Raw genomic sequence first — 25,055 nt, 5'->3', positions numbered from 1 at the left:
GAAGAGTGTCCTCAATGCCAGATCCCGTCTTTTCCAAGATCGCCATCATTGGCGCAGGCCTGATCGGTGCCTCGATCGCCCGGGCAGCGGCAGAATACGGCGCTGCCGGCAGCGTGGTGCTCTATGACATGGATGCGGATGTGCGAACCCGTGCGCGCACGATCGGGCTGGGTGAGGTGACCGATACGCTGGAGGCGGCGGTTGCGGAAGCCGATTGCGTTTTCCTCTGCGTGCCCGTCGGCGCCCTGGCCACGGTCGCCGCCAACGTGGTGCCGGCCATGACATCCGGCACGATCCTCACCGATGTCGGATCGGTGAAGGGGGAGGCTGCCGCAGCGCTGACAGCGGCCGGTGACGGACGCATCCACCTGATCCCCGGCCACCCGATCGCCGGCACGGAACAATCCGGGCCGGACGCCGGCTTTGCGACATTGTTCCGCGATGCCTGGCACATCCTGACACCGAGCGATGATACGTCCGCAGATTACCTCGCGGCGGTCGAGCGCCTGACCCTGTTCTGGCAAAGGCTGGGGGCCAAGGTCGAAACGATGGACGTTGCGCGCCATGACAGGGTGCTGGCGATCACCAGCCACCTGCCCCACCTGATCGCGTTCAACATTGTCGCCACAGCCTTCGACATGGAGACGGTCGAGCAGGGCGAAGTCGTCAAGTATTCGGCCGGCGGCTTTCGAGACTTCACGCGGATTGCCGCGTCAGACCCCGTGATGTGGCGCGACGTGTTCCTGACCAACAAGGACGCCGTGCTGGAATGCCTCGGGCGGTTTTCGGAAGACCTGGCAGCCCTGCAACGGGCGATCCGCTGGGGCGACGGCGACATGCTGATGCGGGAATTCACGCGCGCCCGGACGATCCGCAAGGCGATCATCGATGCGGGGCAGGATTCCGGCGCCATCAACTTCGGCCGTAACCCGAATGTGGAGCCCGACACGGAATGAAGGACGTCACCCTCAGCCCCGAACGCCGCTCCGGCCTCGCCCGGCTGGTGCAACAGAAGTTCCGGACGGAATTCGACGAGGAACTGAGCGGGTTTCGCGCCGAGGAAATCATCGACCTGATGCTGAAGACGATGGGCCCGGCCGTCTACAACCAGGCCGTCCAGGACGTGCGGGCACACCTCCAGGGCAAGCTGGATGACCTTGATGGTGAAGTCTGGGTCGACGAGGACGTCTGAGCCGCTCACGTCCTTGTGCATGTCGCTTCATCAAACCGTACGCTAGATTGCTGCGTATGAGACACATGATGCACACATTCTCACGCAGATCGCTGCTGCTTGGCGGCGCCGCAACGCTGGCCATCGCCGCCTGCTCGCCTGCCAGCGCCGACAAGGTGGACGGCGACGCGTCCACAGACCCCTATGCCGACACGACATGGCGCAAGCTGACCGATGCTGAATGGCAAGAGCGCCTCCCGACGGAGGCTTATCGCGTGCTGCGCCACGAGCATACGGAGCGCGCCTTCAGCTCGCCGCTCAATGATGAAAAGCGCGCGGGCACCTTTCATTGCGCCGGCTGCGACCTGGCCCTGTTCGATTCGGACCGCAAATTCGACAGCGGCACCGGCTGGCCCAGCTTCTGGGATGCCATTCCCGGCGCGATGGGCATGAAGCCCGACAACAGGCTGTTCTACACGCGTCTGGAGTATCATTGCGCCCGCTGTCTCGGCCACCAGGGGCACCGGTTCAATGATGGCCCTGCGCCCACCGGCCAGCGCTGGTGCAACAATGGCCTGGCCCTGACGTTCAAGCCGGCCTGACCTATTCGACGATCAGCATGCCTTCCGGAATGACGATCGGCGCTGATGCCACGGCGACATTCTGCTCGACTTCCTCGCCGGGGCCGTTCTCGCGCCGTTCATAGGCCTTCACGAGTGACAGGTAGGGCGGGACGTGAACCCAGCCGTTTTCGGCCGTGTTCTGGACGATTTCGAAGTGCAGGTGGAAGGTCGTCGCAGAGCCGCCGAAATCATTCGAGACATAGCCGAGCGACTGGCCAGCCGTGACGGCGTCGCCGGTCGCCACTTTCAGTTTCGCCATGTTGAGGTGCAGGTACTTGTAGATCCGGCCACCGGCGCGAAGGCTGATCGAATACGATCCGACATTCGAGATGATGCCGTCTTCAACCGCGACCACTTCCTGGAGCGCACGATCGGCCCGGGCAGTGGAGCGCATCGTGTTGCACTGGGCGGGCGTGCCGACGCGGATGTCCTGGCCCTGGTGAATCTTCTGGGCCGGACAGAATGGCGACCCCCGGTTGGCGCTGCGGGTTTCGCAGAAATTGTCGCGCCAGGGATAGGCGTAATTGCGCGCGTCGCACTGGTCGCCGCCCCCGACACCGCCGCCGAACGTGAACACCTGCGACTGCAGGTAGGCCGGGGCTGAAGCGATGGGGAAGACCATGTCGGGCGCATGGATGATCTGGTCGATGTCGCCCTGCCCGGTTCCTGGCAGCAGCATGCCGGGGGCAAAATAGCTGAACACGGGTTCCGGTTCGGGTGCGGGCGGCGTGACCGGATCGGTGGGCGTATCGCCCGTGTCCGTGGGGGGCGTCTCAGGCTCGGACGCGGTGTCGTCTGCGGGGGGAACGCCGGTGTCATCGGTTTCAGGCGGCACGTCGACGCTCGTGTCCGGCGTGGTCTCGTCAGGCGTGTCCGTCACGGGATCGGGTGTCGGTGTGTCTGCGGTATCGCCGGGGACCGTATCGCCGGGCGTCGTGTCGTCGGGCGTGGTATCGCCAGCGTCCCCATAGGGATTGTCGACAGGTGTACCGGGTGGGGGCGGTCCGGGCGCGCCGGGCGGCACGGCGGGGCCGGGCTCGGGGGTCGCTGGCGGCGGGCCGCCATCGCCCGGGAACCGGATGAAATCACACGCCGTCAGTCCGACAAGCGCCAGCGCCGACAGCGCAATCCAGGCCGTTCTCTGCATCATCGTGTCCCCGCGATAACCAGCTTTCGGGTAATCTCGACGGCCGTCGGCTCGTCGATACAATCGGCCGTGTCGCCCTCGACATGCTTGCACTCGAATTCGACGAGGTAGTCGGCGCCATAGCGCGAAAAGGCAACCTGGGCACCAGACATGGTGGCGATATAGTTCAACTCCGTGTCGCCCGGACCGTCGCCGGATTCGCGGGCGCCGATGACTTCGTTCGTGCCATTGACGACGATGTCATAGTCGATGCCCGGATAGGTGGCGAAATAGCCGTCGCTCATTGGCTGGAAGCGGACGCCGGATTCAGCGCCCTGCGGCACGACGATGCCGGTGGGCAGCAGGACGGGCACCGGGGCACCGGATTCGCCGGACTGGACCTGGAAGCTGCCTTCGGTGCGCTCGTCGCTCGGTATGGCGGCAAGATCGCGCCGGGCGGCCTCCCAGTCGATTGTCGCGGTCTTCGAGACGGCTTCAGGACGGAGTGTCAGTTCAGCCGCATCCGGTTCGGCGGCGGGGGGCGCTGCCGGCGGCGTTTCAGCCTGCGGTGTCACGGTTTCGGGCGCGGTGTCGGGGGCCTTCAGGCGGTCACAGCCTGACAGGGCAAACGCCGCCACGGCCATGATGGCCACAATACGGGGAGAGATCATTTGAGGTCCTCCTTTCCAGGATGGGCAATATAGTCAGGATCGGCATAGGCGACGCCCTCGACGGACATCAGCCTGTCCTGGATGTCACGAATGGCCGTGCGGGTCGGTTCCTGTCCGGGTGGCATCGTGTAGGACAGTTTTATCTCGCCGGAATAGCTGGCCCCGACGAGGCTGAAATCCGACAGTTCGGGATTGCGCCGGACAAAGGCGGCATAGGCTTCCTCGGCGGCGGCCGGATCCTTGCGGAATGACCGGCTGGCCTCGTCGATTTCCGCCGAGCCCTTGATGCGCACCACGAATGTCACTTCCGCGCCGTTTGCCTGCGCGGTGATCACGTTCGGCAGCGCCTGTTCCGGCCGGACGATCGGCTCAACCGGCATGTCGGGCAATGTCACCGCTGCGGGCGGCGCGGGCGTCACCACCGCAGGACCGCGATCAACCCGTTCATCCGGGCGTGGCTCGGTCCGTTCCATGGCGACGCCTGACAGGGCCACCGCAGACCCGGCTTCCTCCGGCGGCGAACCGGCCAGGACAAACAGGCCGGTGGCGCCGGCCAGCATGGTCAATCCTGCCAGGCCCATCGGGCCGCCGAAATGGAAGGGGGGGCGAAAGCCTGCCATGCCTAGCGGCCACCTCCGCCCGTACTCAGGGGCGGTACGTTCGCCAGGTTGAGCAGGCCGCCGCCACAGGGGCGGGCGCACATGTCGGCACTGCCGGGGATCGGTTCGGTGCCCGGATACAGGGCGCAGGAGCCGGCGCATTGCATCGGCTCGCGCGCATCCAGGGCCGCCAGCAATGTCGCGGTCAGCTCCGCGCCGGTGGCTTCGGGTGAGCGCGCCTTGAGCAATGCGAGGGCGGCTGAGACATGCGGTGCCGCCATGCTGGTGCCCTGCTCGTATGCATAAAAGCAGTTCTCGACGCCTTCACCCGTCACCGGATCATAGCAATTGGTCGAGGCCTTGGTGGACAGGATGCCATCGGGACGGCCATCGCCATTGTCATCGCGGGTCAGGTCTCCCCCCGGCGCCAGGACATCCACTTCGGGACCGAAATTGGAGTAGGGCGCGATCTGCCCGCGGGCATCACCAGCGGCCACGGAGATGACGTTCTGGCACCCGCCAGGGGCATAGTACTGCGTTGAAACCCTTGCATTTCCTGCCGCGGCCACAACCAGTACGCCGCGTTCCGTTACGGCGTTGATCGCATCCTGGAGGGAGGCCGGGCAGAATTCGAACAGGCCGATCGACAGGTTGATGATGTCGGCCGGGTTGTCGTTCCAGATTTCGTTGCCCATGGCGTCTTCGCCCGGAATCAGGCCGCCGGCCCAGCGAATGGCGTCATTGATGTCTGACAGGCGGCCCCCGCATTTGCCGAGGGCGCGGACCGGCACGATCTTGACGTTCCATGCGCCACCGGCGACGCCGGTGCCATTGTTCGATGCGCCGGCACCGATCGTGCCAGCGACGTGGGTTCCGTGGAACGAGTCGGCGGCAAACGGGTCGGATGGATCGCAGAGATCACCCGGATCATTGGCATCGCCATCACGACCATCGCCGTCATTGCCCATGCGGGGATCGGAGACCATGTCCCAGCCGCTGGCCACGTTCGGCGAGTCCTTGATATCGGGATGCTGCATCTGGAGGCCGGTATCGACGACCGCCACGACGACGTCCGGCGAACCTTCATTGGCCTGACGCGTCCAGAATTCCTGGAAGCTGGCACCGCCACCGGACTTGCCTTCGCCGTCGCCATTGTTCTGGAAATTCCATTGCAGGCTCCAGAGCGGGTCATTGGGCGTGATCTCGGTCAGGGTCACGGGCGGCGTGGCCGGGTCGGTGCCGGGGGTCGGCGTTGTGCCGGGCGTGGTGCCCGGATCCGTCGGCCGGGGGCGACGCACGAACTGGTTCTCGAAGATGTAGTCCTTCTCGACATATTCAAACTGGCCGGAGGCCCGCAGGTCTTTCACGATGCACTCGGTTGCCAGGGCCGCGTTCGACTGGACGGTGACGAGGTCGGTCGAGTCCGGGCACCCGGCACCTGAATCGACCGCGAGGAAATTCTGCGGCCGCGCGCTTGCGTCTTCGGGGCTGAACTGGGTCGGATCGGCGCCATCGGACCCGATCTGTATGACCATCTGGCCTTCGCGCGACAGCGCAACCTGGCCGTCCATGCCGTATTTCGACAATGTATCCAGCATCACCGTGTTGGCATCACGCTGGCGGACGATCGCGTCGGTCGAGATGACCGACCGGCGCGCCAGCTTCTTGGCCGCGAGCCGTCTTTCCTGCGGGACAGCTTCCATCGAGCGCGGCTCCAGGCTGCGCGTGCGCGCCTTGGCCGACGGCTCTGACCTGGCCGTGCGCTCAAGGTCACGATAGGCCTTGTCGATCTCGTCGCGGGATTCCTGGGGGGCGCTCGGGTCCAGTTTCACCCGGGGCATGATGCGGGCCGGCTCAATCTCCATGGCCATTGGCGACGACGGCGCGGCTACGGGCGGCGGCGGCGGCGCTGCACCCGGGGCAGCCGCGAAGCTTTCTTCGACCGCGATATCCGGTTCGACCTCTTCGAACAGCTCGTCTTCATCCATCATCAGCGCGTCTTCTTCGTCAAACATCATCGGCTGGATGTCTTTCGGCTTGGCGATGATCGACCCCACTGCAAACCGGGACTTTTCAGATGCCACTTCGACAGGCATGTCATTGCGCAGGGTGCCGGCGATCGCCCGGTCGACAACGGAGGCGGCCAACAGGGTGGCGTCGCCTTCCGGTTCGACCACTGCCCGGCCGCTGATCTGGTCGAGTGTGGCGTCGGCGAGGTCCCGGGCGTGCTCGATCCGGGTGGATTGCTGGTCGCAGGCCGCCAATACCAGCAGGCTGGCCATGGCGGCGCCAAGGGCGACCCGTTTCGTAGTTGAAGTCAGGTTCCGCAGCATGTCAGATTATCCCCTTACAATTGCCAAGGTGCGCCCAGCCCCCCTAGATTAACCCTGTGTTTAGATTATGACGAGGTGACCTGCATGTCCAACGCTAACGCGGCCCGCGCCGTCGTCGTCCTGACCGGCGCAGGGATTTCAGCGGAAAGCGGGCTGGGCACGTTTCGGGATGTCGACGGCATCTGGACCAAGCATCCGCTGGAAGACCTTGCCACGCCGGAAGGCTTCGCGCGCAATCCCGATTTCGTGCAGGGCTTCTACAATGCCCGCCGTGCACAGCTGAAAGAGTCCGAACCGAATGCCGCACACCTGGCGCTGGCGCGGCTGGAAGCGGCGCTGCAGGCGGCTGGGCACAGCTTCACGCTGATCACCCAGAATGTCGACAACCTGCACCAAGCCGCCGGCAGCCAGAATGTGCTGCACATGCATGGCGAATTGCTGAAAGTGCGGTGCGGTGGCTGCAATGCCGTGGTGCGCTGGCCCGGCGATATCAGTACGGCGACACCCTGCCCGTGCTGCGAGGCGACGGGGCTGATGCGGCCGCATGTCGTGTGGTTCGGGGAAATGCCGCTGCATATGGACGAAATCGAACGCGCCATCGACAAGGCCAGCCTGTTCGTGTCGATCGGGACCAGTGGCAATGTCTACCCGGCGGCGGGCTATGTGCGCATGGCACGGATGGCCGGCGCCCGGACGGTGGAACTCAACCTCGAACCGTCGGAGGGGGCAAGCCTGTTCCAAGACACCCGCTATGGGCCGGCCAGCGAAGTGGTTCCGGCCTGGGTGGACGAGGTGATGGCGACGCTGTGAGCGCCTAGAAGAAGCGGATGCCGGCCAGAGCCTCGTGCTGCCAGACGAGGTGACAGGCAACATCGGTGTCGCCCTGCCCGGCCCGGTCGGCGACGCGCAGGGTGAACCGCGCCGGCAGCGCGATGCCGGGATCGACTTCGATACACGCCCCGGCGGCAGACATGTCGTGCAGGCGGGCCGGGGACACGGGCGCGCCCGCCATGCTGTACAGCGTTCCGCGGCGGGTTGAGCGCATGCGCTGGTAGGCACGGCAATCGCCGGCCGGGCGAGGGGCCGGCACGGTGTCCTTCAGGGCGGGCATGTGGCGTTGCAACAGCATCTCCGGAGTCAGTAGCAGGTGACTTTAACCCTATGCAGGACGCGCCGATTTCGTTCCGTACCGGCTGCTTTGCCGCGCACCAGATATTATGGAACGGTTACGTCCTGCCGCGCATAGGACTTCCGATGCAGGTAACGTGCTTCACCATCAGCGACTTGGTGCCGGTTCCCCTTTGGGGCGCCGGCACTTTTTTGGCTAATGACGCCCGAGCAGTGCCTGGCTGATGACCGCCTTGATCAGGTCCGCCTCGAAGGGCTTGGGGATCAGGAAGACGGGCTCGTCGCCCGTGCCGGTGCAGAGTTTTTCCGGGTAGGCCGTGATGTAGATGACAGGCACATCGGCGTTCAGCCGGATCTTGTTGACCGCGTCGATGCCTGACGAGCCGTCGGCGAGATGGATGTCTGCCAGCACCAGGCCAAATGACTGGTTCGCGGCGAGGTCCACCGCCTGGTCGTACGTGTTCGCGATGCCGACCGCACTGTGGCCGAGATCGCGGACGATCTCCGCAAGGTGTGCCGCGATCATCGGTTCGTCCTCGATGATGAGGATATTCGTGACGAGGGCCTGCGTTATGGCGGCCTCGGCATCGGCCAGTGCGGCATCGACCTCGGCCTCGTCGAGCCCGAGAATTGCAGCCGTCTCGGCCCGCGTGAACCCTTCGACCGACCTGAGCATCAGGGCCCGGCGCGGCAGTATCGCCATCCGCCCGAGGGGGTCGGCTGTTTCGTAACCTGTCGTAGCAGCCGGCATGCGTTCAACGACCGTGTCGTCGAGCGCCTGAAACAGGGTGATTCGCGAGAATTCCTGGGTGCTGATGTCACCAGCGCCCAGCAGCCGGGCTTCGATCATCGCGGATACAAGCTGGTCGCCCAGGTCCCTTGCGCCCGTTACAGCCCGCGCATACCTGCGCAAGTAGGGCAGTTGGGTTTCAAGCAGGTCTGACAACATGATTGATACCTCCATTCTTGCCCATGCTTGGGTCCAATGCCTTAAATCAGGACAATCTCCCTTACGGCGGAGAGAGATAGTTAACAATCATCGTCCACAGTGCCGTTTCCGATCCGGGCGCAATCTGCGTGGGAAATGAAGACATAGGCCGACGAGAACCAAAGGCGAGGTTTTCATGTGTAAGTCGGCAAAGACGGCACGATAGACCACAGCTTGCACCCGGCAGAGGAGGTGGACATGATGACCGATCACGGTCCTTCGCTGTCGGGGCTGGCCTTCGCAGACGAACTAGAACGGCTGATTCCGGAGCTGAGGGCCTTTGCCCGCGGCCTGTGCCGGCATACCGACCTCGCAGACGACCTCGTGCAGGACACCTGCCTGAAAGCCTGGTCTGCGATCGATTCCTTCCGCACCGGCGCCGCCATGCGCCCTTGGCTGTTCCGGATCCTTCGCAACGAGTTCTACCAGTATTCACGCCGCGCCTGGCGCTCGACCCCGCTTGAGCCGGACCATGCCGAACAGGTGCTGGTCGCGCCCGAATGCCTGGAATCCAAGTCCGATTTCCGGATCATGCAGCGCGCAATCGACGCCCTGCCCCCGCAACAGCGCGACGCGCTGCTCCTGGTGGTTGCCGCAGGTTTCACCTACCAGGAAGCCGGCGAGATCTGCGATTGTTCCGATGGCACGATCAAGAGCCGGGTGAGCCGCGCCCGCGACGCGGTGGTTCACCAGATGACGCAAGCCGGCATGGGGCGCGGACAGCCGCAGCCCAGCGAAGGCGCTGGCTGGACGGGAGACCTCGACGGGATGATCGCCTATATCGAGCGGCTGGCAGACTCGCCAGGGCGCGTCGCGTAGGGCACGCCGGCGCCGCGCGCCGGCGGTGCATCACGCCGTGCGGCTTGTCTTTTTGACAGCCGCACCGACGAAATCACGCAACTCGCGCCCGTCAGACGGTTCAGCCGTCTGGACCAGCACAATCCGGACAATCTGCCCGTTGGCATCGATCAGCGCCCGGCCGCGCTCGATGACCCGCACCCACAGGCCGGTCGCCAGACGGATCCGGATCCTGTGAACGAGTTCAACGTCGGCCCCGTCAAGCACGCGCTGGTAGGCTTCGCGGGCCGCCAGGCGGTCTTCGGGATGGATGCGTGACACCCAGTCGAAAATCTGCTCCGAGCGCGGCTCGTCGCCCTGCGCGAACATGTCTGCCCAGCCGTCGGAATAGCTGACGGTTGCATCCTGCACCGACCAGTCGATCACGCCCGCTGACAGCAGGTCGCAGGTGATGTCGGCGCGCGCGGCGGCGAGGTCCGCATTGCGGGTGTCCTTGTCCTGGCGCTGCCACTCGTTCTGGATGATCGAGACGGCGAGAAGGATGCCCAGCATGGATGCGCCGAACAGCGCCATGAATTCGTACCGGTGCGAGGCGAGGACCGCGAAGGCCGACCGTGCCTGGCCGATATACACGACCTGCAATTGGTCGCCGGCGACGGAGCGCGCTTCGAGGAATGTGCCACCCTGGCGGCCTGATGTGCGGTCGCGGGCGGAGGCTTCGTCAGCATGCAGCGGCGCCCAGCCGAGAGCCACGGCGGCGAGATCGGTATCCTGGGGCAGCAGGATGCCGGTGGCGTCCGGCGCCGTCTTGATGACGTCGCCGTCGCGGTTGAGCAGGGCTGCGCGCCAGCGATCACCAGCGGCCGCGCCAATGTCCAGCGCCGGGGAAAAACTGCTGGTGCGCAGCACGAGCGCCACCTGCACCACGCGGCCATCGCCGAGCGTGAGCGCGCGATAATTGGCAATGCGTCCGTGCGCGAGGGGCACCAGTTCCAGTGGCATCAGTTCGCGGCCTGCGCGTTTGCTGGACCGGGCCGCCGAGAGTGCGCCAGAGGCATCGGCAGGCAGGTCTCCGAATACAGCCGTGACGGAAGCCCCCGTCCCGAACGTGGCGATCGCCATGACCGGCCCGGATGTCAGGCGCTCGCCAAGAGCGGCGTGGACGTCCCGCCGGGTCGCGGCAGTGGCGTCCGGGGCAAGCGCCGTGGTGAGCAGCGGGGTAATTTCGACCAGCACGGAATTGATCCGTGCCAGTTCAGCCTCGGCTGCGACCTGCCCGGCGGAGGCTGCCTGGTTGAGCGCGTGCTGGCGGTCGTCAATGTCCGAGGCGATGGCTTGCCAGGCATAGATCATCACACCGAGGATGCAGCCGATCAGGGCAGCGGCCTGGATCGCGCGCATCAGGAAGGCATCACTGCGTTCCAGCCGCCTGATCAGGCGGTCTGGCTGGCGCAGGCGGCCGGCAGCTTGGGTGGTCGTAGTGTCAGTCATGGCTGAATCCAGGACGCTGGGTTGAAGGGGTCGGTTGGCAGGTCGGCCCGGACGAGGCCTGCGCGGCCCCCCGGAATCCACGTGAGGGCAATGCCCAGCCGGACATCGTCATAGGCTTCCGACGCGATCGCCGATGCCGCGCCGGACAGGATGAATTCCCGGCCAAGGCGGCGGGCTGCGCTGATTTCGAGCGCGCCGGCGACACCGGAGCCATTGCCGCCGCCGACCAGCGGCTGCGGTGCGGGGTCACGCGGCAGGAGCGGCGCGGCGTCTTCCCTGACAGACTCGTAGGCGACCGCAAGGTCAGCCTTGACGATCCACTTTTTCAGCGGGTCTGTCTGTGCGTTCACGGACCAGCCGACCCGGTGGAACGCCTGCGGGCTGAAATAGCCGCCATGCCCGAAAGTATGGAAGTTGGTGTTCCGGTCATAGGACTGGAACTGGTAGAACGGGCCAGTCGCGATATAGGCAAAGCCGTCACGCGCGAGCGTCCGGGAGGCCGATACGCCTGCGCCGATCCTGGAATTGCCTTCCACCTGTTCACCATCAAGGGTCGTGACTTCGAGGTCCGCCTGGACGGCATCGTTGAGGCTGACGGGCATCCGGGCGCGCAGGGCGGCGCCGGTTTCGACGACGCGGCCGAAGGCCTGGCCGGTAGCAGCGTCATGCTGGCCGACGAGGGAGAGCGTGCTGTCCGTCTTCGGCCGGGCAAAGACACGGGCCTCGCCTTCACCCTTTCCAAGCGCATGGGCGACGGCAACTTCCCCGACAATGCGCGCGCTGGCCGGCCCGCCGAGCGGACTGAACCCGATGCGGGCGCTGAGCGATGTGTCGCCTTCCCGGCTGACGGCCAGATACGGGGCCGCGACGGTTTCGCGCGAAGGGCGGATGTCGGCGCGGTTCGACTGGCCGGGATCGATAGCATATACGGCGACGCCTCCTTCGAACCGCATCCGGCCGGCAGACGTCCCGACCGAGGTGACCGAGACCAGCCCTGTCAGGCGGTTTTCACCGCGCGTGCCGCCCTGCCTGCGCCCGGTGACCGCCTGCCTGACCCAGGCCCGGTCAATGCCGTCGAGTGTTTCATAGCGGTCCGGCGCGCGCGACCGGGCGGTGAGGTAGTCACCTTCACGGAAAGCGGCGTCTGCGTAGAGCGCCTGGACCTTGTGGCCGAGCGGCCCGCCAATCGCCCGGGCGATGGCGGCGGCCGAATCAAGGTCACCGGTCTTTTCGGCGGCGAGCGCGAAGCCTTCGGCGGATTCCTCGTCCGGTGCAGCGAGGTAGAGCGCGCTGAATTCCGATGCGGCGGCAGAATGGGCGCCGAGCTGAAGATCGGCCCAGGCTGCACGCATGCGACCGGCGCGGCGGGTGGCATCGTGCGAAGCGGCCGCCAGGGCGAGCCGGCGGGCAAGGACATAGTCGCCCGTCTGATAGGCCCCCGCCGCCTGGTCAAGCAGTGCGCCGCCGACAAGGGCATCGGCATCCGGTGCGAGAGCCGGGTTCAGCGCGGCAGCACGGACGGCGGCCTGGAGAGCCACGTCCCATTGGCCTGCGGCGCGGGCGGCGGCGGCACGGCCGAGGGCGACCTGGCCGGCAAGGTCTGCAAGGTCGGCCGGCGCGTTGGCCTGGTGGATCGCCGTTTCCGCCCGGTCGAGATCGCCGGTGCGGAGGATCGCGAGGACCAGGCCACGGCGAAGGTCGCTGGTCTCAGCCTGACCGAGCGCGCGTTCAAAGAAGTCCGCGGCGCCCGGCGCATCGGTGGCGAGAACTTGCCAGCCCGCCTGTCCCAGCAGGCGCGGATCGTCAGACCCGCGTGCCAGGGCCAGCGCGGCGTCGACATTGCCGGCGGCGAGGTCTGCCGCGAACCGGCGATAGCGGGCTTCGGCGGCGAGAGTGCGGCGGGCGGCCCGGATGGTAGGATCCGCGTGGCCGGTGAGGATAGGGAGGGAGGCCAGGCGCTCAAGGCCGTCGGTGTCGAGGTCCGCTGGCGCACGGGCCAGCAGGCCGGCGACAAGGGCGGTGTCCCGGCAAGTGGCGACAGCGCCGGCATAGGCGGCATCCAGTTGCTGGCGATCCTGCAGGCCCGCCAGCGCTGTGATGCGCGCCCAGACGCGGAACGGCGCCTCGCAGCGGCCCGGCACCGGTGGCCCGAGCGCAGCGAGCGTGGCGGCCCAGTCTTCCTGTTCGAGCGCGTGGCGGAGCGCTGCGTCCCGTTGCCCTTCGGCGATGAAGACGGCCAGGTCTGCGGGGGCCTTCCAGCCGGGATAGGCCTGGCGCCGCGCTTTCAGGCCGCTCGCCGCTTCAGACCAGTGTCCGTCGGCGCCGAGTTTCCAGATGTTCCGCACGTCTGCCCCCGAGGGGCTCGTCGCAGCCTGCACCTCGGCCACCCGGTCCATCGTGCGGACTGCCTCTGCGCGCGGAATGCCGATCGTGTAGACGCCTTCCCGCCTTGCCCCTTCCGGCACATCGCCGGCAGCCGACAGCGCCGCCCCGGATACCGGGCCGATCACTGCGCTGAGGGCAAGGGCGCGAAGGAGGAGCGGTGTGCGGATCAACTCTCGTTCATCCGGTCCCGCATGTAGCGCGCGATCAGGGCAAGCACCGAAGCGAGCGCGAACAGGATGCCGGCAATGGTGAGAATCCAGCGCCACGGCGACTGGGCGCTCTTCATCCGGGCCCGCTCGTCGGGGTCCATCGTGCCGACAGCAAAGCGGGTGGCGGGCGCCTGGGTCACGACCGTCGCGGCATTGTCGCGCCAGACGGCTGCGCCGCCCTCGAGCTGGCTCCAGTGGCTCGGCTGGACCAGGGACTTCGCCGATGACAGGAGACGCTGTTCGGTTTCAGCCGTCATGACCGTAACGAGGCGCCCGGCAAAGCTCGGTGACTGGCCTTCGATCAGCAGGCCATTGTCGCCGAGATCAACCGATTTGAAGTCACGGGAAAAGGTGCCGCCGTCAACCGTGCCAGCGTCGCCGGAAAAGCTGATACTGGCTGGCATGAAGCCGGCGAGCGCCGTGCGGGTGCCGACAACCAGCGTGTCCTGGTCGCCGAGGTCCAGCCCGAATCCGAAATCCACGCCGGTGAACACCGTGCCGTGCATCTGGCCGAGGCGTGCGGCGAGCGTCCACACAGCCGCCGCTGTTTCAGGCTGCGTATCGCCGGCCCGGATGGCGAACCCGTCAGCGCCGAGGCCGGTATAGGGAAAGCCGGTTTCGGCCAGCAGCGCGAGGTTCGGCAATTCGACGTAGGCGTCAGCCTCCGGAAGGGTCAGCGTGGAGGTGTCCTTCAGGACAAAGGCGAGATGGCGCATGCTCCGCGTCGAGCACAGGCCCTCGCTTTCGGTCGACAGTTCGACTTCGAACGCGACAGTGTTGTGGCCAGGGCGCAGGGCGCTGGTTGGAATGCCGATCTGGTAGCCGGGCATCACTTCGCCATCGGGATTGGTCAGGCGGATGGCTCGCTGGAACTCTCCATTGACCACGATATTGACGACGGAATCATCCCGCAGCCCTGCGCCATAGGCAAAGTCGAGCGAAAAGACCGCCTCGCCGGCTGTCCGGAAACGCAGGTCGGCAGGCAGGTCGAAGTCAAGCTCGACAGAACCGTGGTCCTTGCCGAACAGGGAAGTGTCGGCGAGGCCGAGATTGCTGAACGTGTACTTTGCGCCAGCCTCGATCGGGCGCTTCCGGGCGACGACCGCGCCGGACGGAAGGTCCGCGCCCGACAGGAGGAGCGCGTCCGAATCGGACAGCGGGAAATTGTCCTGTGCGAGCGCGCGCACGGCGCCTTCGACACCGGCCGGCGTCAGGCCGGACGCAATGATCATGAAATGGGTCGGATCTGCCGGAGACGGCGCAATCGACAGCCAGGCCTCGTCGCCCGAAAGCGCCGATGCTTCAGGCGGCACGAGGCCCCCGAGCTCTGCGACGGTGCCGACAGCGACAATGTCCATGCCTGCGGCGTCTGTCGTGAGCGCACCTGGAGCCAGCGGCGCAATATCCGGCAGGCGATAGCCGAGCCGGTTGCTGACGGCCTGTGCCGACAGGGCACCCCAGCGGAGCCTGTCCGGCGTCATGGCGCCATCACCGGTGACAATGCCGAGATGATCGACACCGCCGACACCGGCCGTCACGAGCGCACCCAGGTCGGCGAGCGACCCGGCGAACGGGTGGCGCGTATAGGTGACTTCGACATAGGACCGGGTTGTGTCGATGTCGGTCCAGAGTTCGGGCGCGTCGGGGTCCTGGCAATCATAGGTGTAGCGCTGCACGGCATCGATGCCGAGCGTGTTGAAGCCGGTCATCAGAACGGATGGGTCGAGCACCACTTCATTCACCCCGGCAGCGTTCGTCGTGACGCCGGCGAGCTGGCCGACGAAGCGGTCATTGACTGTCAGGCGCAGCTGCGGGTCGGCCTTTGCCTGGCCGCGGCCGCTGACATGGCGCAGCACCAGGCGGGCTGACTGGACATCTGCCTGGGGCGCCAGGGCAAAGCCCATGCGGGCCGTGTCTTCCGCACCGTCGAGCCGGATCGGCCCCTGCTCCGACCGCAGCATGGCCAGCGGCAGGTGCGCGCGCCACAGGCCCGGTTCAACCTGTTGCGTGGTGATTGCCGGGTCATCGCGGTAGCGGGCATAGACGTCATAGGCGGCGTCTTCCGGCTGCACCTGCGCGGTGGCAGGCCGGGTGAAGGAGGCAATCGCAAAGACGAGTGCAAGGGCGGTTGATCTGGCGAGCTTGTTCATGTGCGGGCTTCCCGGGATACAGCTTGAATGTGGGTCATGGCGTGGCTGAGGCTGGAACGAACCAGCCCGCCGATCTTGGACATCATGTTTTCGGATGTGGCGCGGTCGTCGCGGAACGTCTTCCAGTTCTCGCTGCGCGCGTACATGAGCGCGACAACGGCGGTCCATTGGTCCTGCGTCTCGATGAGGAAGCTGAGGCCCAGCTTCTGCCCCTCGGGCGTGTCCTGCGCGGAGAGGACCTTGAGGTCGAGCGAGGAGGCCGCTGCCGCGCCAAGGTCGCGGGCATCGGCCTGGACCACGTCGCCGACCTCGAACCGCCTGCCGGAGGATGTGGGCACGGTTGCACCCATGCCGGTGATCGACACGTCTGTCATGTGACCGGGCATCGGCGTGCCGAGATGGTTGAGCGTGATGTCGCGGCTGGTCTGGAAGCGCGGGAACACGCGCTGCTGCGAGCGCTCATAGAGCACGCCAAGGGCAGAAACGAGCAGGAGAAGGTGGAACGTGTTCCAGAACAGGAGGACGGAGATCACGCCGGCGCCAACCGGATCGAGGAACCAGCGCGCAATGCCCGCGACTTCACCAATGCAGACAATCAGTATCAGGATGTAGAAAGGCCGCGCGAGCGGCGAGACGAAGTTCTCGTCGAGGTTTTCGCCCTTCGGCGTAACCGCGAAACTCGGCGAGCGCGGGTTGCGCAGGACCGTGAGAATCGCGCCGGAACAATGGATCGACTGGATGACCTCGTAGAGCTCGGACGCGAAGGCCCAGCGGGTATGGCCATACAGCATGGATGACAGCATCAGGGCGCCGACAATGTGCGGCAGGCCGTACATCAGGAAGTCTGACAGGGTGCCGACATAGACCTGGATGCCGAACAGGAGATAGAGCAGCGGGCCGAGGATGAAGGCCATGCGCGCCAGCGGGAAGAACCAGTAGAAGCAGGAATTGAAATAGCCGACCCGCTGGGCAAAGGTCAGACCCTTCTTGAGCAGCGGATTCTTCAGCAGGAAGATCTGGACCATGCCCTGGGTCCACCGCATTCTTTGTACGATGAAGCCCGAGAAGGTCTCGGGCGACAATCCGGCTACCATGGGGCGATCGACATAGGCACTTCGATACCCCCTTGAATGGAGTTCGAGCGCCGTCTCGGCATCCTCTGTAATCGTGTCTCCCTGGATGCCTCCTATCTCCATGATCAGTTCGCGCCGCAGCACTGCCGCCGAACCGCAGAAGAAGGACGCATTGAGCCCGTCGAGGCCACGCTGGATCACCGAATAGAACATCTCGTTCTCGCTCGGCATGTTCTTGAACGTGCCGAGATTGCGTTCGAGCGGATCGGGATTGAGGAAGAAGTGCGGAGTCTGGACGAGGAAGAGCTTCGGGTCTTCGACGAAATACCCGACCGTGCGGGTCAGGATGTCGTTTGACGGGACATGGTCGGCGTCGAGGATCAGGATGAGTTCGCCGGATGTCGATGTCAGGGCCGCGTTGATGTTGCCTGCCTTGGCGTGATCGTTCTTCTCGCGGGTGAGGTAGTGCGCGCCGAGGCGGGCACACATTTCCTGCAGGCGCTCGAAGCGGTCCTGCGCTTCGGCGGCCTTGACGGGATCTGCATTGTTGCGCTTGGCGACCGTGCCGCCGTCGTCGAGCAGGTACACGTTGCTGCGCCCGTCAGGATAGTTGACGTTGAGGGCAGCGGTCAGCGTGACTTCGAGCAGTTCGTCAGGCTCGTTATAGCTCGGGATCAGGATGTCGACGGTGGGACAAGCGGCAGGCGCAAGCGGTGCCGGGCGCGGGGCGCGCTTGTAGACATCAACCGAAAGGAAGGTGGACAGCAGGAGCAGCACATAGCCGTAGCTTTCCGCGCCCAGCAGGAACACGCCGCCGACGATCGACAGGGGCGAGTCGGAGGGCATCGTCTCGGTGACCCGCCAGATCATGTAGCGCGTGCTGGTAAACACGATCAGGAGCGACACGAAGCTGCGGAACGGCCCGCCCGAGGGGCGCAGCCAGCCCATCAGGAAGAAGGTGGAGACCGTAAGGACCGCCAGGAGGATCTGCACCTGGTCGGGCGTCGGCGCGCCGGCCAGGACCGCGACACAGGACAGGACAAGCACCGCGCTCACCGTGCGCAGGGGGGCGAACCGGGACGCCGGGCCCTTGCTTTCCGATGATGTTGCTGCGTGTTCCATGAGGTGGATTTTCTATATTCGGTTATTCGAAATATAGACTTGCCATCACAACATGAATTCATCGCTAAGACGCAACTATTGATAAACCAAGGAATGTGTTAAATTCAGCTTTACTTATATAAACCAAGTAAACGGATTCGCATCACCGGTTAACTGTTTGGGGCCTGGCGGCCCCTGCCCCGGATCGCGTGACGCGGGCGCAATCATCCGGTGCGCCGGGACCACGCACCGCAGAAATCAATCAGGGTGCGCACAAGATTCCACGGTAGAGGGAAACAGATCGGACGCTGATAGCACTATCACAAGTATTTGATATTACAGGTTTTTCGGAAATTCGATAAACTAACCTTCACGAAAGTTTTTTCTATTACCCAGACAGGCAAGAGATCTGTCGGGGGACAATAATTGCCATTCAATTCATATCCGAGACCGCGCTTTGAAAAGCAGAAGACCGATGTATTGTACCGGTACCAAATCCTGAACGGTTCGGAGATGTATGATGCCGACCAGTTCGCACAGACAGCTGCGCTCGTGTTCGACATGCCGATTGTCATCGCTGCGCTGAACGAGCGTTACCGCAGCTGGTACCATTGTGTGCAGGGCGTGGCGCCCGCCGATTTTGACCGGCTGCAGACGTTTTGCGCCCACGCCCACCTTTCCGACACGCCGTTCATTGTGCGCGACGTTCGTGACGACAGCTTCTTTTCCGGTGAGCAGGCCGTCATCCGCTCGCCCCATGTCGCCTTCTTTGCCGGCGCCCCGCTGCGCGATCCGGAGGGCAAGCGGTTCGGCACGCTCTGCCTTGCCGACCGGGTGGCGCGTGACTTTACAGCGGGTGACCAGACCCTGCTCGAAAGCTTTGCCGAACTGGTCAGCCAGGACATCTGCCTGCGCAGCGCAGGCCGGTATGCCGTGCGCGACCTGATCGATTCCGAACAGGACAAGTGCACCCTGTTCGACATGGCGATGACCGACCCCCTGACCAAGACGCTGAACCGCCGGGCGTTCTACCAGTTTGCCGAACGCGAGGTCATGCGGTCCCGGCGGCACGGGCTGGAGCTGTCAGCCCTGATGCTCGACATCGACCACTTCAAGCAGGTCAACGACATCCATGGGCACGCGGTCGGCGATGCCGTCCTGAAAGGCATGATCAGGACCATTTCCGAGAATATCCGGGACGAGGACCTGCTCGGCCGCCTTGGCGGTGAGGAGTTCGCCATCGTCCTGCCCGAGACCTGCACGTCCAAGGCAGCGGTGCTGGCAGACCGGTTGCGCAAGGCGGTCAAGCGCCAGTCCTTTCCCAGCCCGCACGGCGCATTCAATATTTCGATCAGTATCGGCATCAGCAATCCGGGGTATGACGATATCGACATCGGCCCCGCGCTCGAACGGGCCGACAAGGCCGTCTACCAGGCCAAGCGTGATGGCAGGGACCGGGTCAACGTGGCGCCGTACAAGGTGATCCGGCCAGCGCTCGACCCATCGGAGAACTGGGTCCTGCGTGGCGCGGCGGCCGTTTAGGGGCCTGCTCCGCTGCATCGCCAGACAGGCTAGTCCTTCAGCCGTTCTTCGGAATCAAACGCCCGCTTCAGGACTTCCCGCGCGGCGAGCAGTTCGGCTTCCTTGCCGGCGATCGCTGCGCGCTGCGCATCCAGGTCACTGATCAGCTTGCGGACATGACCGTGGCGATGGGCCAGGATCAGCGTGTCGGCACCGTCTGTCTGGCCGTCGAGCGCCCGCAGCGTGGATGTGATCTCCTCGGCGGCTTCGCGCACGCGATCCAGCTCCTGCTGCACGGCCTGGAAATCCTGCTCGGCCTTCTGGCGTTTCAGGGAGACAATCTTCTGGAGTGTGTGCTTGCCGGCAGCCATGGGAACCTCACATATGCTTGCGGATGCGATCGACGAAGTTGATCGCCGCCGCCACGGCAGCGAAATGCTCCGGGTGAATCTCCTCGTCGACTTCGACCAGGCGATAGATCGACCGGGTGGATGGCGGGTCGCGATAGATCGGAACATTGCTGGCAATTGCGATCTCGCGGATCTTGGCGGCGATATGATCCATGCCCTTGGCGACACAGACCGGCGCCTTGTCGTCGTCCGGATCCCATTTCAGGGCGACGGCATAGTGTTGCGGGTTCACCATGACGACAGTCGCTGTCGGCACGTTCTGCATCATCTGGCCGCGCGTTATGCGGGAGGCCGCCTGGCGCCGTGACTGTTTGAGCTGCGGGTCGCCTTCGCTCTGCTTCATCTCCTTCTTCATTTCCTCCCGGGACATCTTGAGCCGGTTGTCGTGAAGACGTCTCTGGAGGGGAAGATCGATCGCGGCGAGCACGACCTGGAAGGCCAGGAACCAGAGGATCAGCTTCATTGCCTGGCTGAACGTGAAGCCGGCGAAATGCCCCATCTCGATGGCGCTGCTGGCATAATATTCCCTGGCCAGCGCCGCGAGGAAAATGATCGCGATGCCGACGGCAAAGCCCAGCTTCACCATGTCTTTCAGGAAGTCGGTAATCCCCCTCGGGCCGTAGCGCTTCTTGAGATTCTCGACCGGTGAAAGCTTCTTCATGTCGAGGGCGATCTTCTTGAACGAGAATGAAATGGCGCGCTGGATGACGAGCGAAACCACAACCACGGCAGCCAGTATCAGGAACAGCAGGCCGATCTGGACGAGCAGGCCGAAAAGCAGTTGCTGCGTCTGGCCGCCGCCACCGCCGAAAACGTCGCCCGCAAATGAATCGGCATGATAGAGCAGCGACGAGAAGTCATTGAACAGGGTCCGCCCGACCGTCATCTGGAGGGCGCCGCCGGCACACAGGATGCCGACGATCAGCGCCAGCGCATTCGCCTCCTTCGACTGGGGGACGTTGCCGTCCTCGCGCGCCTGGGTTTGCTTGGCGTCGGTGGCATCAAATTCCTTTTCGCCACTGTCTGGTTCCTGATCGGCCATGCCCTACCTCACATCCATCCGACAACCTGGAGGACGCGGTCCTTCCAGACCATCAGCACGCCGGTGACCGACAGCCCGAGCAGGATCATGCCCCCGCCGATGAGCAGCGGCGCACCGACGAAGGCCACCATCAGCTGGGGCAGCGCCTTGTTGATGAAGCCGAGACAGATATTGTAGAGAAGGTTCACGGCAACAAAGGGCCAGGCCAGCAGGACGGCAAAGCCGACAGCCGAGAAGCTGCGCTGTATGATCATCTCGATATCGAGCGATGCCAGGGCGCCGACCGGAATATCTTCGTAAAGGCGCATCAGGGATGCGACCGCGTTGAGATGGAAGTCCGCCGACAGGAGAATCGCCGCGCCGGCCATCGACAGCAGGTTCGCCGTCATTGCCTGCGCTTCGTGTTCGAGCGCCACGCCCAGCAGTTGCGACAGGCCGATCGACTGGGAGATGATTGTCCCGGCGATGCTCAACATCCAGACAGATACGCGCAAGAGCGCCCCGAGGAAGAACCCGATCGTGACCTCGCTGGCCAGGACCGCTGCATAGCCGGAAAGCGGATACAGTGACGGAACGGCGACAACGCCTGTCGAGGCGAGCGTCACCGAAAGCGCAAGCAGCACAAGCAGGCGCATCTGGATCGGAATGACCTGTTCTCCGATGCCCGGCATGAAGACGACGACAAAGGACAGCCGTGCGACAACCACGATGAACAACGCGAGCCAGGACGCCAGCGGCCCGGACAGGGTTGCCAACTGGTCCATCAGACAACGCCGATAATATACGGCTTGGTCTTCGCGCTGATTTCCTCATAGGCCAGGACGGAATTGCGGATGCCTTTGCTGACAAGCACGGTTTGCAGGAAGCGGCGTCGCCGCGACGATGTTGCGATGGACGCGATCACGCCCTTTTTCGCCGCTTCGTTCAGCTTCGACTGCACTTCGCTGGTCAGTTCGCCGAACATTTCGGGCGGCAGGGCGATGTCGCTGGAACCGTTCTCGCCATTGACCTCGTATTGGGAGAACCGCTGTTCCCATGCAGTGGACAGCTGGACCAGCGGCAGGCGGCCCTGGTCGTCCTGCAGGCGGTCGACAATCTGGAAGGCGAGACGCTGGCGGACGAGCTCGACCGTGCGTTGCAGGCCGGACGAGGTTGCCTTCACTTCGGCCATCGTCTCGATGATCAGGAACAGGTTGCGAATTGAGACGCGCTCTTCGAGCAGCAGCCTGATGACGGACAGCAACAGTTCCGGGCTGACCTTGCCGGGAATGTATTCATCGAGGAAGCGCCGGTTGGCGGCAGCACGGTCGCTGTCCGTGACGGTTGTCAGCGCGTCCAGCGTGTCGAGCATCACCATGCGCGTGAAGATCAGCGAGAAGTTGGACTGGATCACTTCAAGCATGTGCGTGGCCAGGACTTCGATCGGTTCGACGACCGGCACGCCACTGGCAGCGAGTTCCTGCTTCTTGCTGTTCGGCAGCCAGCGTGCGGCCGCCTTGTAGACCGGTTCCTTGACCTTTTCGCCCTGCAGGTGAGGCAGCTGGTCGTCTTCCATGAGCGCAAGGATGGAACCCGGGCGCAACAGGCCGGTATCGATACGCACGCCCTGGATGCGGATACGGTATTCGTTCCGCTTCAGCGTCGGATTGTCGGTCATCCGGATTGGCGGCAGGACAAATCCGTATTCCTCGGCGATGTACCGGCGGATCTTGTGGATCCGGCTCTCAAAGCCATTCTCGCCGACGAGGACGAGGTTCACGAGGTCAGGCGAGACTTCGAGGTGGATTTCGTCGGCGGAAATCGAATCACCGAATTTCAGAGGTGCCGGCACGTCCAGTTCGTCGACCTCTTCCTGCTCCGTTTCTTTCGCGCGGCTGCGGCGCCTGACAATAACGGCGGCCGTCGCAAAGCCGCCTGACGCCATGATGAAGGGCACGAAGGGAAGGCCCGGGAAGAGCGCGAAGACAAACAGGATGCCGGCAACGATCATCAGCGCGGCAACGTTGCTGCCGAGTTGCGCGACAAGGGCAAGGTCGATCGCGCCTTCTTCGCGGCCCTTGGACAGCAGCAGGGCGGAAGCGACCGAGACGATCACGGCGGGAACCTGGGAGACCAGGCCATCACCGACAGTCAGGATGGAATAATTGCTGAGCGCCTCGGCGAAGCTGAGGTGATGCACCGTCAGGCCGATGCCGATCCCGGCAAGCAGGTTCAGAGCGGTGATCAGCAGGCCGGCAATGGCGTCGCCCTTGACGAATTTGGAGGCACCATCGAGGGAGCCGAGAAAGGACGCCTCTTCCTGTTCGCGCTGACGGCGCTTCTTGGCTTCCTCGTGCGTGATTGCGCCGACCGCCAGGTCGGAGTCGATTGCGAGCTGCTTGCCGGGCATGGCGTCGAGCGCAAACCGTGCACCGACTTCCGCCATGCGGCCGGCACCCTTGGTGATGACCATGAAGTTCACGATCACCAGCACGCTGAAGACGACGAGCCCGACAAACAGGTTTCCGCCCATGATGAACATGGCGAAGCCCTCGATGACCTTGCCGGCCGCGTGCGTGCCGGTATGGCCTTCACCGATGATCAGCTTCGTCGAAGAGACGTTGAGCGCCAGCCGCAGGATCAGGGATGCCAGCAGGACACTGGGAAAGGAGGAGAAATCCAGCGGACGTTCGATAAACACGGCCGTCGCGAAGATCAGGATCGCAAAGGCGAATGACAGTGTCAGGCCGATATCCATCACCCATGACGGCACCGGCAGGATCATCACCAGGATGACAACCATGAGGCCAATGGCCAGCAAGGAAGTCGGCCGGGCCAGACCAAAGGAATTTGATGACTGCACGGGAGACCTATCGGGCAATGAGCGGCAATACCGAATCGTTGAACAGGTCGATGCAGATCCTGGTCATGTATCCGAGCGAGAGAAAGAACACGATCACGACCACCAGCACTTTGGGGATGAAGGTGAGCGTGATTTCCTGGATCGACGTGAGGGCCTGCAGCAGGCCGATGGCGAAGCCAACGATCAGCGTGCAGGCGAGGATAGGCATCGCCATCATGGTTGCGCCCCATATGTGGGCGCGCAGGATTTCGAAGATTTCGGCCTCAGACATCACGCTCTCCCGGACCCTAGACGGGCATTCGCAGCAATTCCTGATAGGCTTCGACGACCTTGTCGCGGATGGTCACGGCGGCATCCAGCATGAGTTCGGCATTGGCCAGCGCGGCCACCATGGCGTGCGGGTCAGCGCCGGAAACGACCGTTTCCATCGTCGTCTTTTCAGCCTGTTGCATCGCGGCACGGAAATCGGAGACGCCCTCGGCAATGGGATTCGTGTCGGCTGCCGCCTTGCCGGTGGCCTGCGTGTTATCCGTGGGCCGCGTCGTGTTGAGCGCGGTATAGGCGTTGAAACTTACAGTGGACATGAATTCACTTCGCCTCCCTAGCGACGCAAGATATCGAGCAGCGAACTGTACATGGACCGCGCCTGCTGGAACGCGTTGAGGTTGGCTTCATAGGACCGGTTGGCTTCGCGCAGGTCTGCCATCTCCATGACGAGCGATACGTTCGACATCGTGACATAGCCGTCCTGGTCGGCCATCGGGTGCGATGGGTTGTAGCTGCGCTCGCCAGGGCTCTGGTCAAGCATTTCCTTGGTCACCGAGAATTGCTGGCCGGGCGTCAGCGCCGATTCAACGGCAATCATTTTCTTGTGATAGCCGGGGGTGTCGACGTTGGAGATGTTTTCGGCCGCGACGGTGATCCGCCGGGACTCAAGCTGCATCCCCGAAGATGCCTGCTGCATGATCGCCTTGAGAGGGTTCATCCTGGCTGCCCCTTAGCTTCTCTTGCCCATTGCGGTGCGCAACAGGTCCAGAGATTTCGTGTAAACTGTCAGTGCCAGCTGGTGCTGGCTCATGGCGTCGGCCGAACTGAGCAATTCGTGCTCGAGGTTGACCGTGTTTCCGTTCGGCGCGGCGGGCGCGTTGGCCTCTTCGCTCTTGAACGCCGCCATCAGGCCTTCGGGCGCGGTGCCCGACGCGGCGCGCGCCATGAACTGTTCGAATGATTCCACCTCGGCCGCCTTGTAGCCGGGCTGGTTGGCATGCGCGATATTGGTCGCGCTCACCTTCTGGCTCTCGGCAGCATGGCGCGCCATGGCGCCGAGAATCTGAAACATTGGGAGTTCGGAAATCATGGCCGATTCACTTTGGTTAACCGCATCACAACATTTG

The 25,055-nt window shown here is 64.3% G+C and carries 24 protein-coding genes; 6 read left to right on the top strand and 18 right to left on the bottom strand.

The window, feature by feature from the left end; all coding sequences use genetic code 11:
• Positions 1–14: 14 nt before the first annotated feature.
• The 3 genes from HJO_RS09510 (at position 15) to msrB (ending at position 1,773) form a co-directional block, all read left to right on the top strand.
• Positions 15–956 (top strand): prephenate/arogenate dehydrogenase family protein, encoded by a 942-nt coding sequence (locus HJO_RS09510; RefSeq protein ID WP_035616499.1) that lies wholly within the window; start codon positions 15–17, stop codon positions 954–956.
• Complete coding sequence (locus HJO_RS09505) at positions 953–1,192, top strand: DUF2164 domain-containing protein (protein WP_035616497.1); 240 nt, start codon at positions 953–955, stop codon at positions 1,190–1,192. Before HJO_RS09510 ends, HJO_RS09505 begins: the two co-directional genes overlap by 4 nt.
• Before the next feature lie 65 nt (positions 1,193–1,257).
• Positions 1,258–1,773: a peptide-methionine (R)-S-oxide reductase MsrB gene (gene msrB, locus HJO_RS09500; protein ID WP_035616496.1), complete on the top strand. Its 516-nt coding sequence runs from the start codon at positions 1,258–1,260 to the stop codon at positions 1,771–1,773.
• Position 1,774: 1 nt separating this feature from the next.
• On the opposite strand, the gene HJO_RS18640 is transcribed toward msrB, so the two are convergent.
• Genes HJO_RS18640 through HJO_RS17730 form a run of 4 tightly spaced genes read right to left on the bottom strand, consistent with a single transcriptional unit; the run spans position 1,775 to position 6,523 of the window.
• On the bottom strand, positions 1,775–2,944 hold the full coding sequence (locus HJO_RS18640; RefSeq protein WP_051618469.1) for a M23 family metallopeptidase: 1,170 nt from the start codon (positions 2,942–2,944) through the stop codon (positions 1,775–1,777).
• Positions 2,941–3,591, bottom strand: a complete 651-nt coding sequence (locus HJO_RS09490; protein WP_051618468.1) for a hypothetical protein — start codon at positions 3,589–3,591, stop codon at positions 2,941–2,943. Before HJO_RS09490 ends, HJO_RS18640 begins: the two co-directional genes overlap by 4 nt.
• Positions 3,588–4,211 carry a hypothetical protein gene (locus tag HJO_RS09485; RefSeq protein ID WP_156945551.1) on the bottom strand — a complete coding sequence of 208 codons (624 nt, stop codon included), beginning with the start codon at positions 4,209–4,211 and terminating at the stop codon, positions 3,588–3,590. Before HJO_RS09485 ends, HJO_RS09490 begins: the two co-directional genes overlap by 4 nt.
• Positions 4,212–4,213: 2 nt before the next feature.
• A complete protein-coding gene (locus HJO_RS17730; protein WP_051618467.1) occupies positions 4,214–6,523 on the bottom strand; it encodes a S8 family peptidase in 2,310 nt (769 codons plus the stop codon).
• A gap of 84 nt (positions 6,524–6,607) precedes the next feature.
• On the opposite strand from HJO_RS17730, the gene cobB reads away from it, so the two are divergent.
• Positions 6,608–7,333, top strand: a complete 726-nt coding sequence (gene cobB / locus HJO_RS09475; RefSeq protein ID WP_035616492.1) for a Sir2 family NAD+-dependent deacetylase — start codon at positions 6,608–6,610, stop codon at positions 7,331–7,333.
• Between the two features lie 4 nt (positions 7,334–7,337).
• Here cobB and HJO_RS09470 read toward each other — a convergent pair whose 3' ends face one another.
• Entirely contained in the window at positions 7,338–7,646 is a 309-nt protein-coding gene (locus HJO_RS09470; RefSeq protein ID WP_162173814.1) for a PilZ domain-containing protein, read from the bottom strand.
• A 201-nt stretch (positions 7,647–7,847) separates the two neighbouring features.
• Positions 7,848–8,600 carry a PhyR family response regulator anti-anti-sigma factor gene (locus HJO_RS09465; RefSeq protein WP_162173813.1) on the bottom strand — a complete coding sequence of 251 codons (753 nt, stop codon included), beginning with the start codon at positions 8,598–8,600 and terminating at the stop codon, positions 7,848–7,850.
• Positions 8,601–8,837: 237 nt separating this feature from the next.
• Here HJO_RS09465 and HJO_RS09460 point away from each other — a divergent pair, with 237 nt between their 5' ends.
• Positions 8,838–9,458 (top strand): sigma-70 family RNA polymerase sigma factor, encoded by a 621-nt coding sequence (locus HJO_RS09460; protein WP_051618465.1) that lies wholly within the window; start codon positions 8,838–8,840, stop codon positions 9,456–9,458.
• A 30-nt stretch (positions 9,459–9,488) separates the two neighbouring features.
• On the opposite strand, the gene HJO_RS09455 is transcribed toward HJO_RS09460, so the two are convergent.
• From HJO_RS09455 to bcsA, 4 genes are read right to left on the bottom strand one after another with little or no spacing between them, the layout of a single operon-like run.
• Positions 9,489–10,928, bottom strand: a complete 1,440-nt coding sequence (locus HJO_RS09455) for a PAS domain-containing protein (protein ID WP_035616490.1) — start codon at positions 10,926–10,928, stop codon at positions 9,489–9,491.
• Complete coding sequence (locus tag HJO_RS09450; protein ID WP_035616489.1) at positions 10,925–13,483, bottom strand: cellulose synthase subunit BcsC-related outer membrane protein; 2,559 nt, start codon at positions 13,481–13,483, stop codon at positions 10,925–10,927. The genes HJO_RS09455 and HJO_RS09450 overlap by 4 nt, the downstream gene beginning before the upstream one ends.
• Entirely contained in the window at positions 13,480–15,672 is a 2,193-nt protein-coding gene (locus tag HJO_RS09445) for a cellulose biosynthesis cyclic di-GMP-binding regulatory protein BcsB (RefSeq protein WP_035616488.1), read from the bottom strand. The genes HJO_RS09450 and HJO_RS09445 overlap by 4 nt, the downstream gene beginning before the upstream one ends.
• On the bottom strand, positions 15,669–17,867 hold the full coding sequence (gene bcsA / locus HJO_RS09440; protein WP_051618464.1) for a UDP-forming cellulose synthase catalytic subunit: 2,199 nt from the start codon (positions 17,865–17,867) through the stop codon (positions 15,669–15,671). The genes HJO_RS09445 and bcsA overlap by 4 nt, the downstream gene beginning before the upstream one ends.
• 459 nt (positions 17,868–18,326) lie before the next feature.
• On the opposite strand from bcsA, the gene HJO_RS09435 reads away from it, so the two are divergent.
• Entirely contained in the window at positions 18,327–19,388 is a 1,062-nt protein-coding gene (locus HJO_RS09435; RefSeq protein WP_162173812.1) for a sensor domain-containing diguanylate cyclase, read from the top strand.
• A 29-nt stretch (positions 19,389–19,417) separates the two neighbouring features.
• On the opposite strand, the gene HJO_RS09430 is transcribed toward HJO_RS09435, so the two are convergent.
• The 8 genes from HJO_RS09430 to HJO_RS09395 all read right to left on the bottom strand — a co-directional run bounded on the left by HJO_RS09430 (position 19,418) and on the right by HJO_RS09395 (position 25,018).
• Positions 19,418–19,738, bottom strand: coding sequence for a hypothetical protein (locus HJO_RS09430; RefSeq protein ID WP_035616486.1), 321 nt, complete (start codon positions 19,736–19,738; stop codon positions 19,418–19,420).
• 7 nt (positions 19,739–19,745) lie between these two features.
• Positions 19,746–20,819, bottom strand: coding sequence for an EscU/YscU/HrcU family type III secretion system export apparatus switch protein (locus HJO_RS09425; protein ID WP_035616485.1), 1,074 nt, complete (start codon positions 20,817–20,819; stop codon positions 19,746–19,748).
• Between the two features lie 8 nt (positions 20,820–20,827).
• Complete coding sequence (locus HJO_RS09420) at positions 20,828–21,583, bottom strand: flagellar biosynthetic protein FliR (RefSeq protein ID WP_051618462.1); 756 nt, start codon at positions 21,581–21,583, stop codon at positions 20,828–20,830.
• Complete coding sequence (locus HJO_RS09415; protein WP_035616745.1) at positions 21,583–23,601, bottom strand: flagellar biosynthesis protein FlhA; 2,019 nt, start codon at positions 23,599–23,601, stop codon at positions 21,583–21,585. The genes HJO_RS09420 and HJO_RS09415 overlap by 1 nt, the downstream gene beginning before the upstream one ends.
• Positions 23,602–23,668: 67 nt before the next feature.
• On the bottom strand, positions 23,669–23,932 hold the full coding sequence (locus tag HJO_RS09410) for a flagellar biosynthetic protein FliQ (protein ID WP_051618461.1): 264 nt from the start codon (positions 23,930–23,932) through the stop codon (positions 23,669–23,671).
• 16 nt (positions 23,933–23,948) lie between these two features.
• The gene (fliE, locus tag HJO_RS09405; protein ID WP_035616483.1) at positions 23,949–24,245 is read right to left on the bottom strand and encodes a flagellar hook-basal body complex protein FliE; all 297 of its coding nucleotides are present in this window, start codon (positions 24,243–24,245) and stop codon (positions 23,949–23,951) included.
• Between the two features lie 17 nt (positions 24,246–24,262).
• Positions 24,263–24,646, bottom strand: coding sequence for a flagellar basal body rod C-terminal domain-containing protein (locus HJO_RS09400; protein ID WP_035616480.1), 384 nt, complete (start codon positions 24,644–24,646; stop codon positions 24,263–24,265).
• A gap of 12 nt (positions 24,647–24,658) precedes the next feature.
• Positions 24,659–25,018 carry a flagellar biosynthesis protein FlgB gene (locus HJO_RS09395; protein ID WP_035616478.1) on the bottom strand — a complete coding sequence of 120 codons (360 nt, stop codon included), beginning with the start codon at positions 25,016–25,018 and terminating at the stop codon, positions 24,659–24,661.
• Positions 25,019–25,055 lie beyond the last annotated feature (37 nt).

It is taken from the genome of Hyphomonas johnsonii MHS-2, assembly GCF_000685275.1.
Taxonomy (GTDB): Bacteria; Pseudomonadota; Alphaproteobacteria; order Caulobacterales; family Hyphomonadaceae; genus Hyphomonas; species Hyphomonas johnsonii.
The sequence above is the reverse complement of the archived record's forward strand: the minus strand, read 5'-3'. Positions and strand labels throughout refer to the sequence as shown.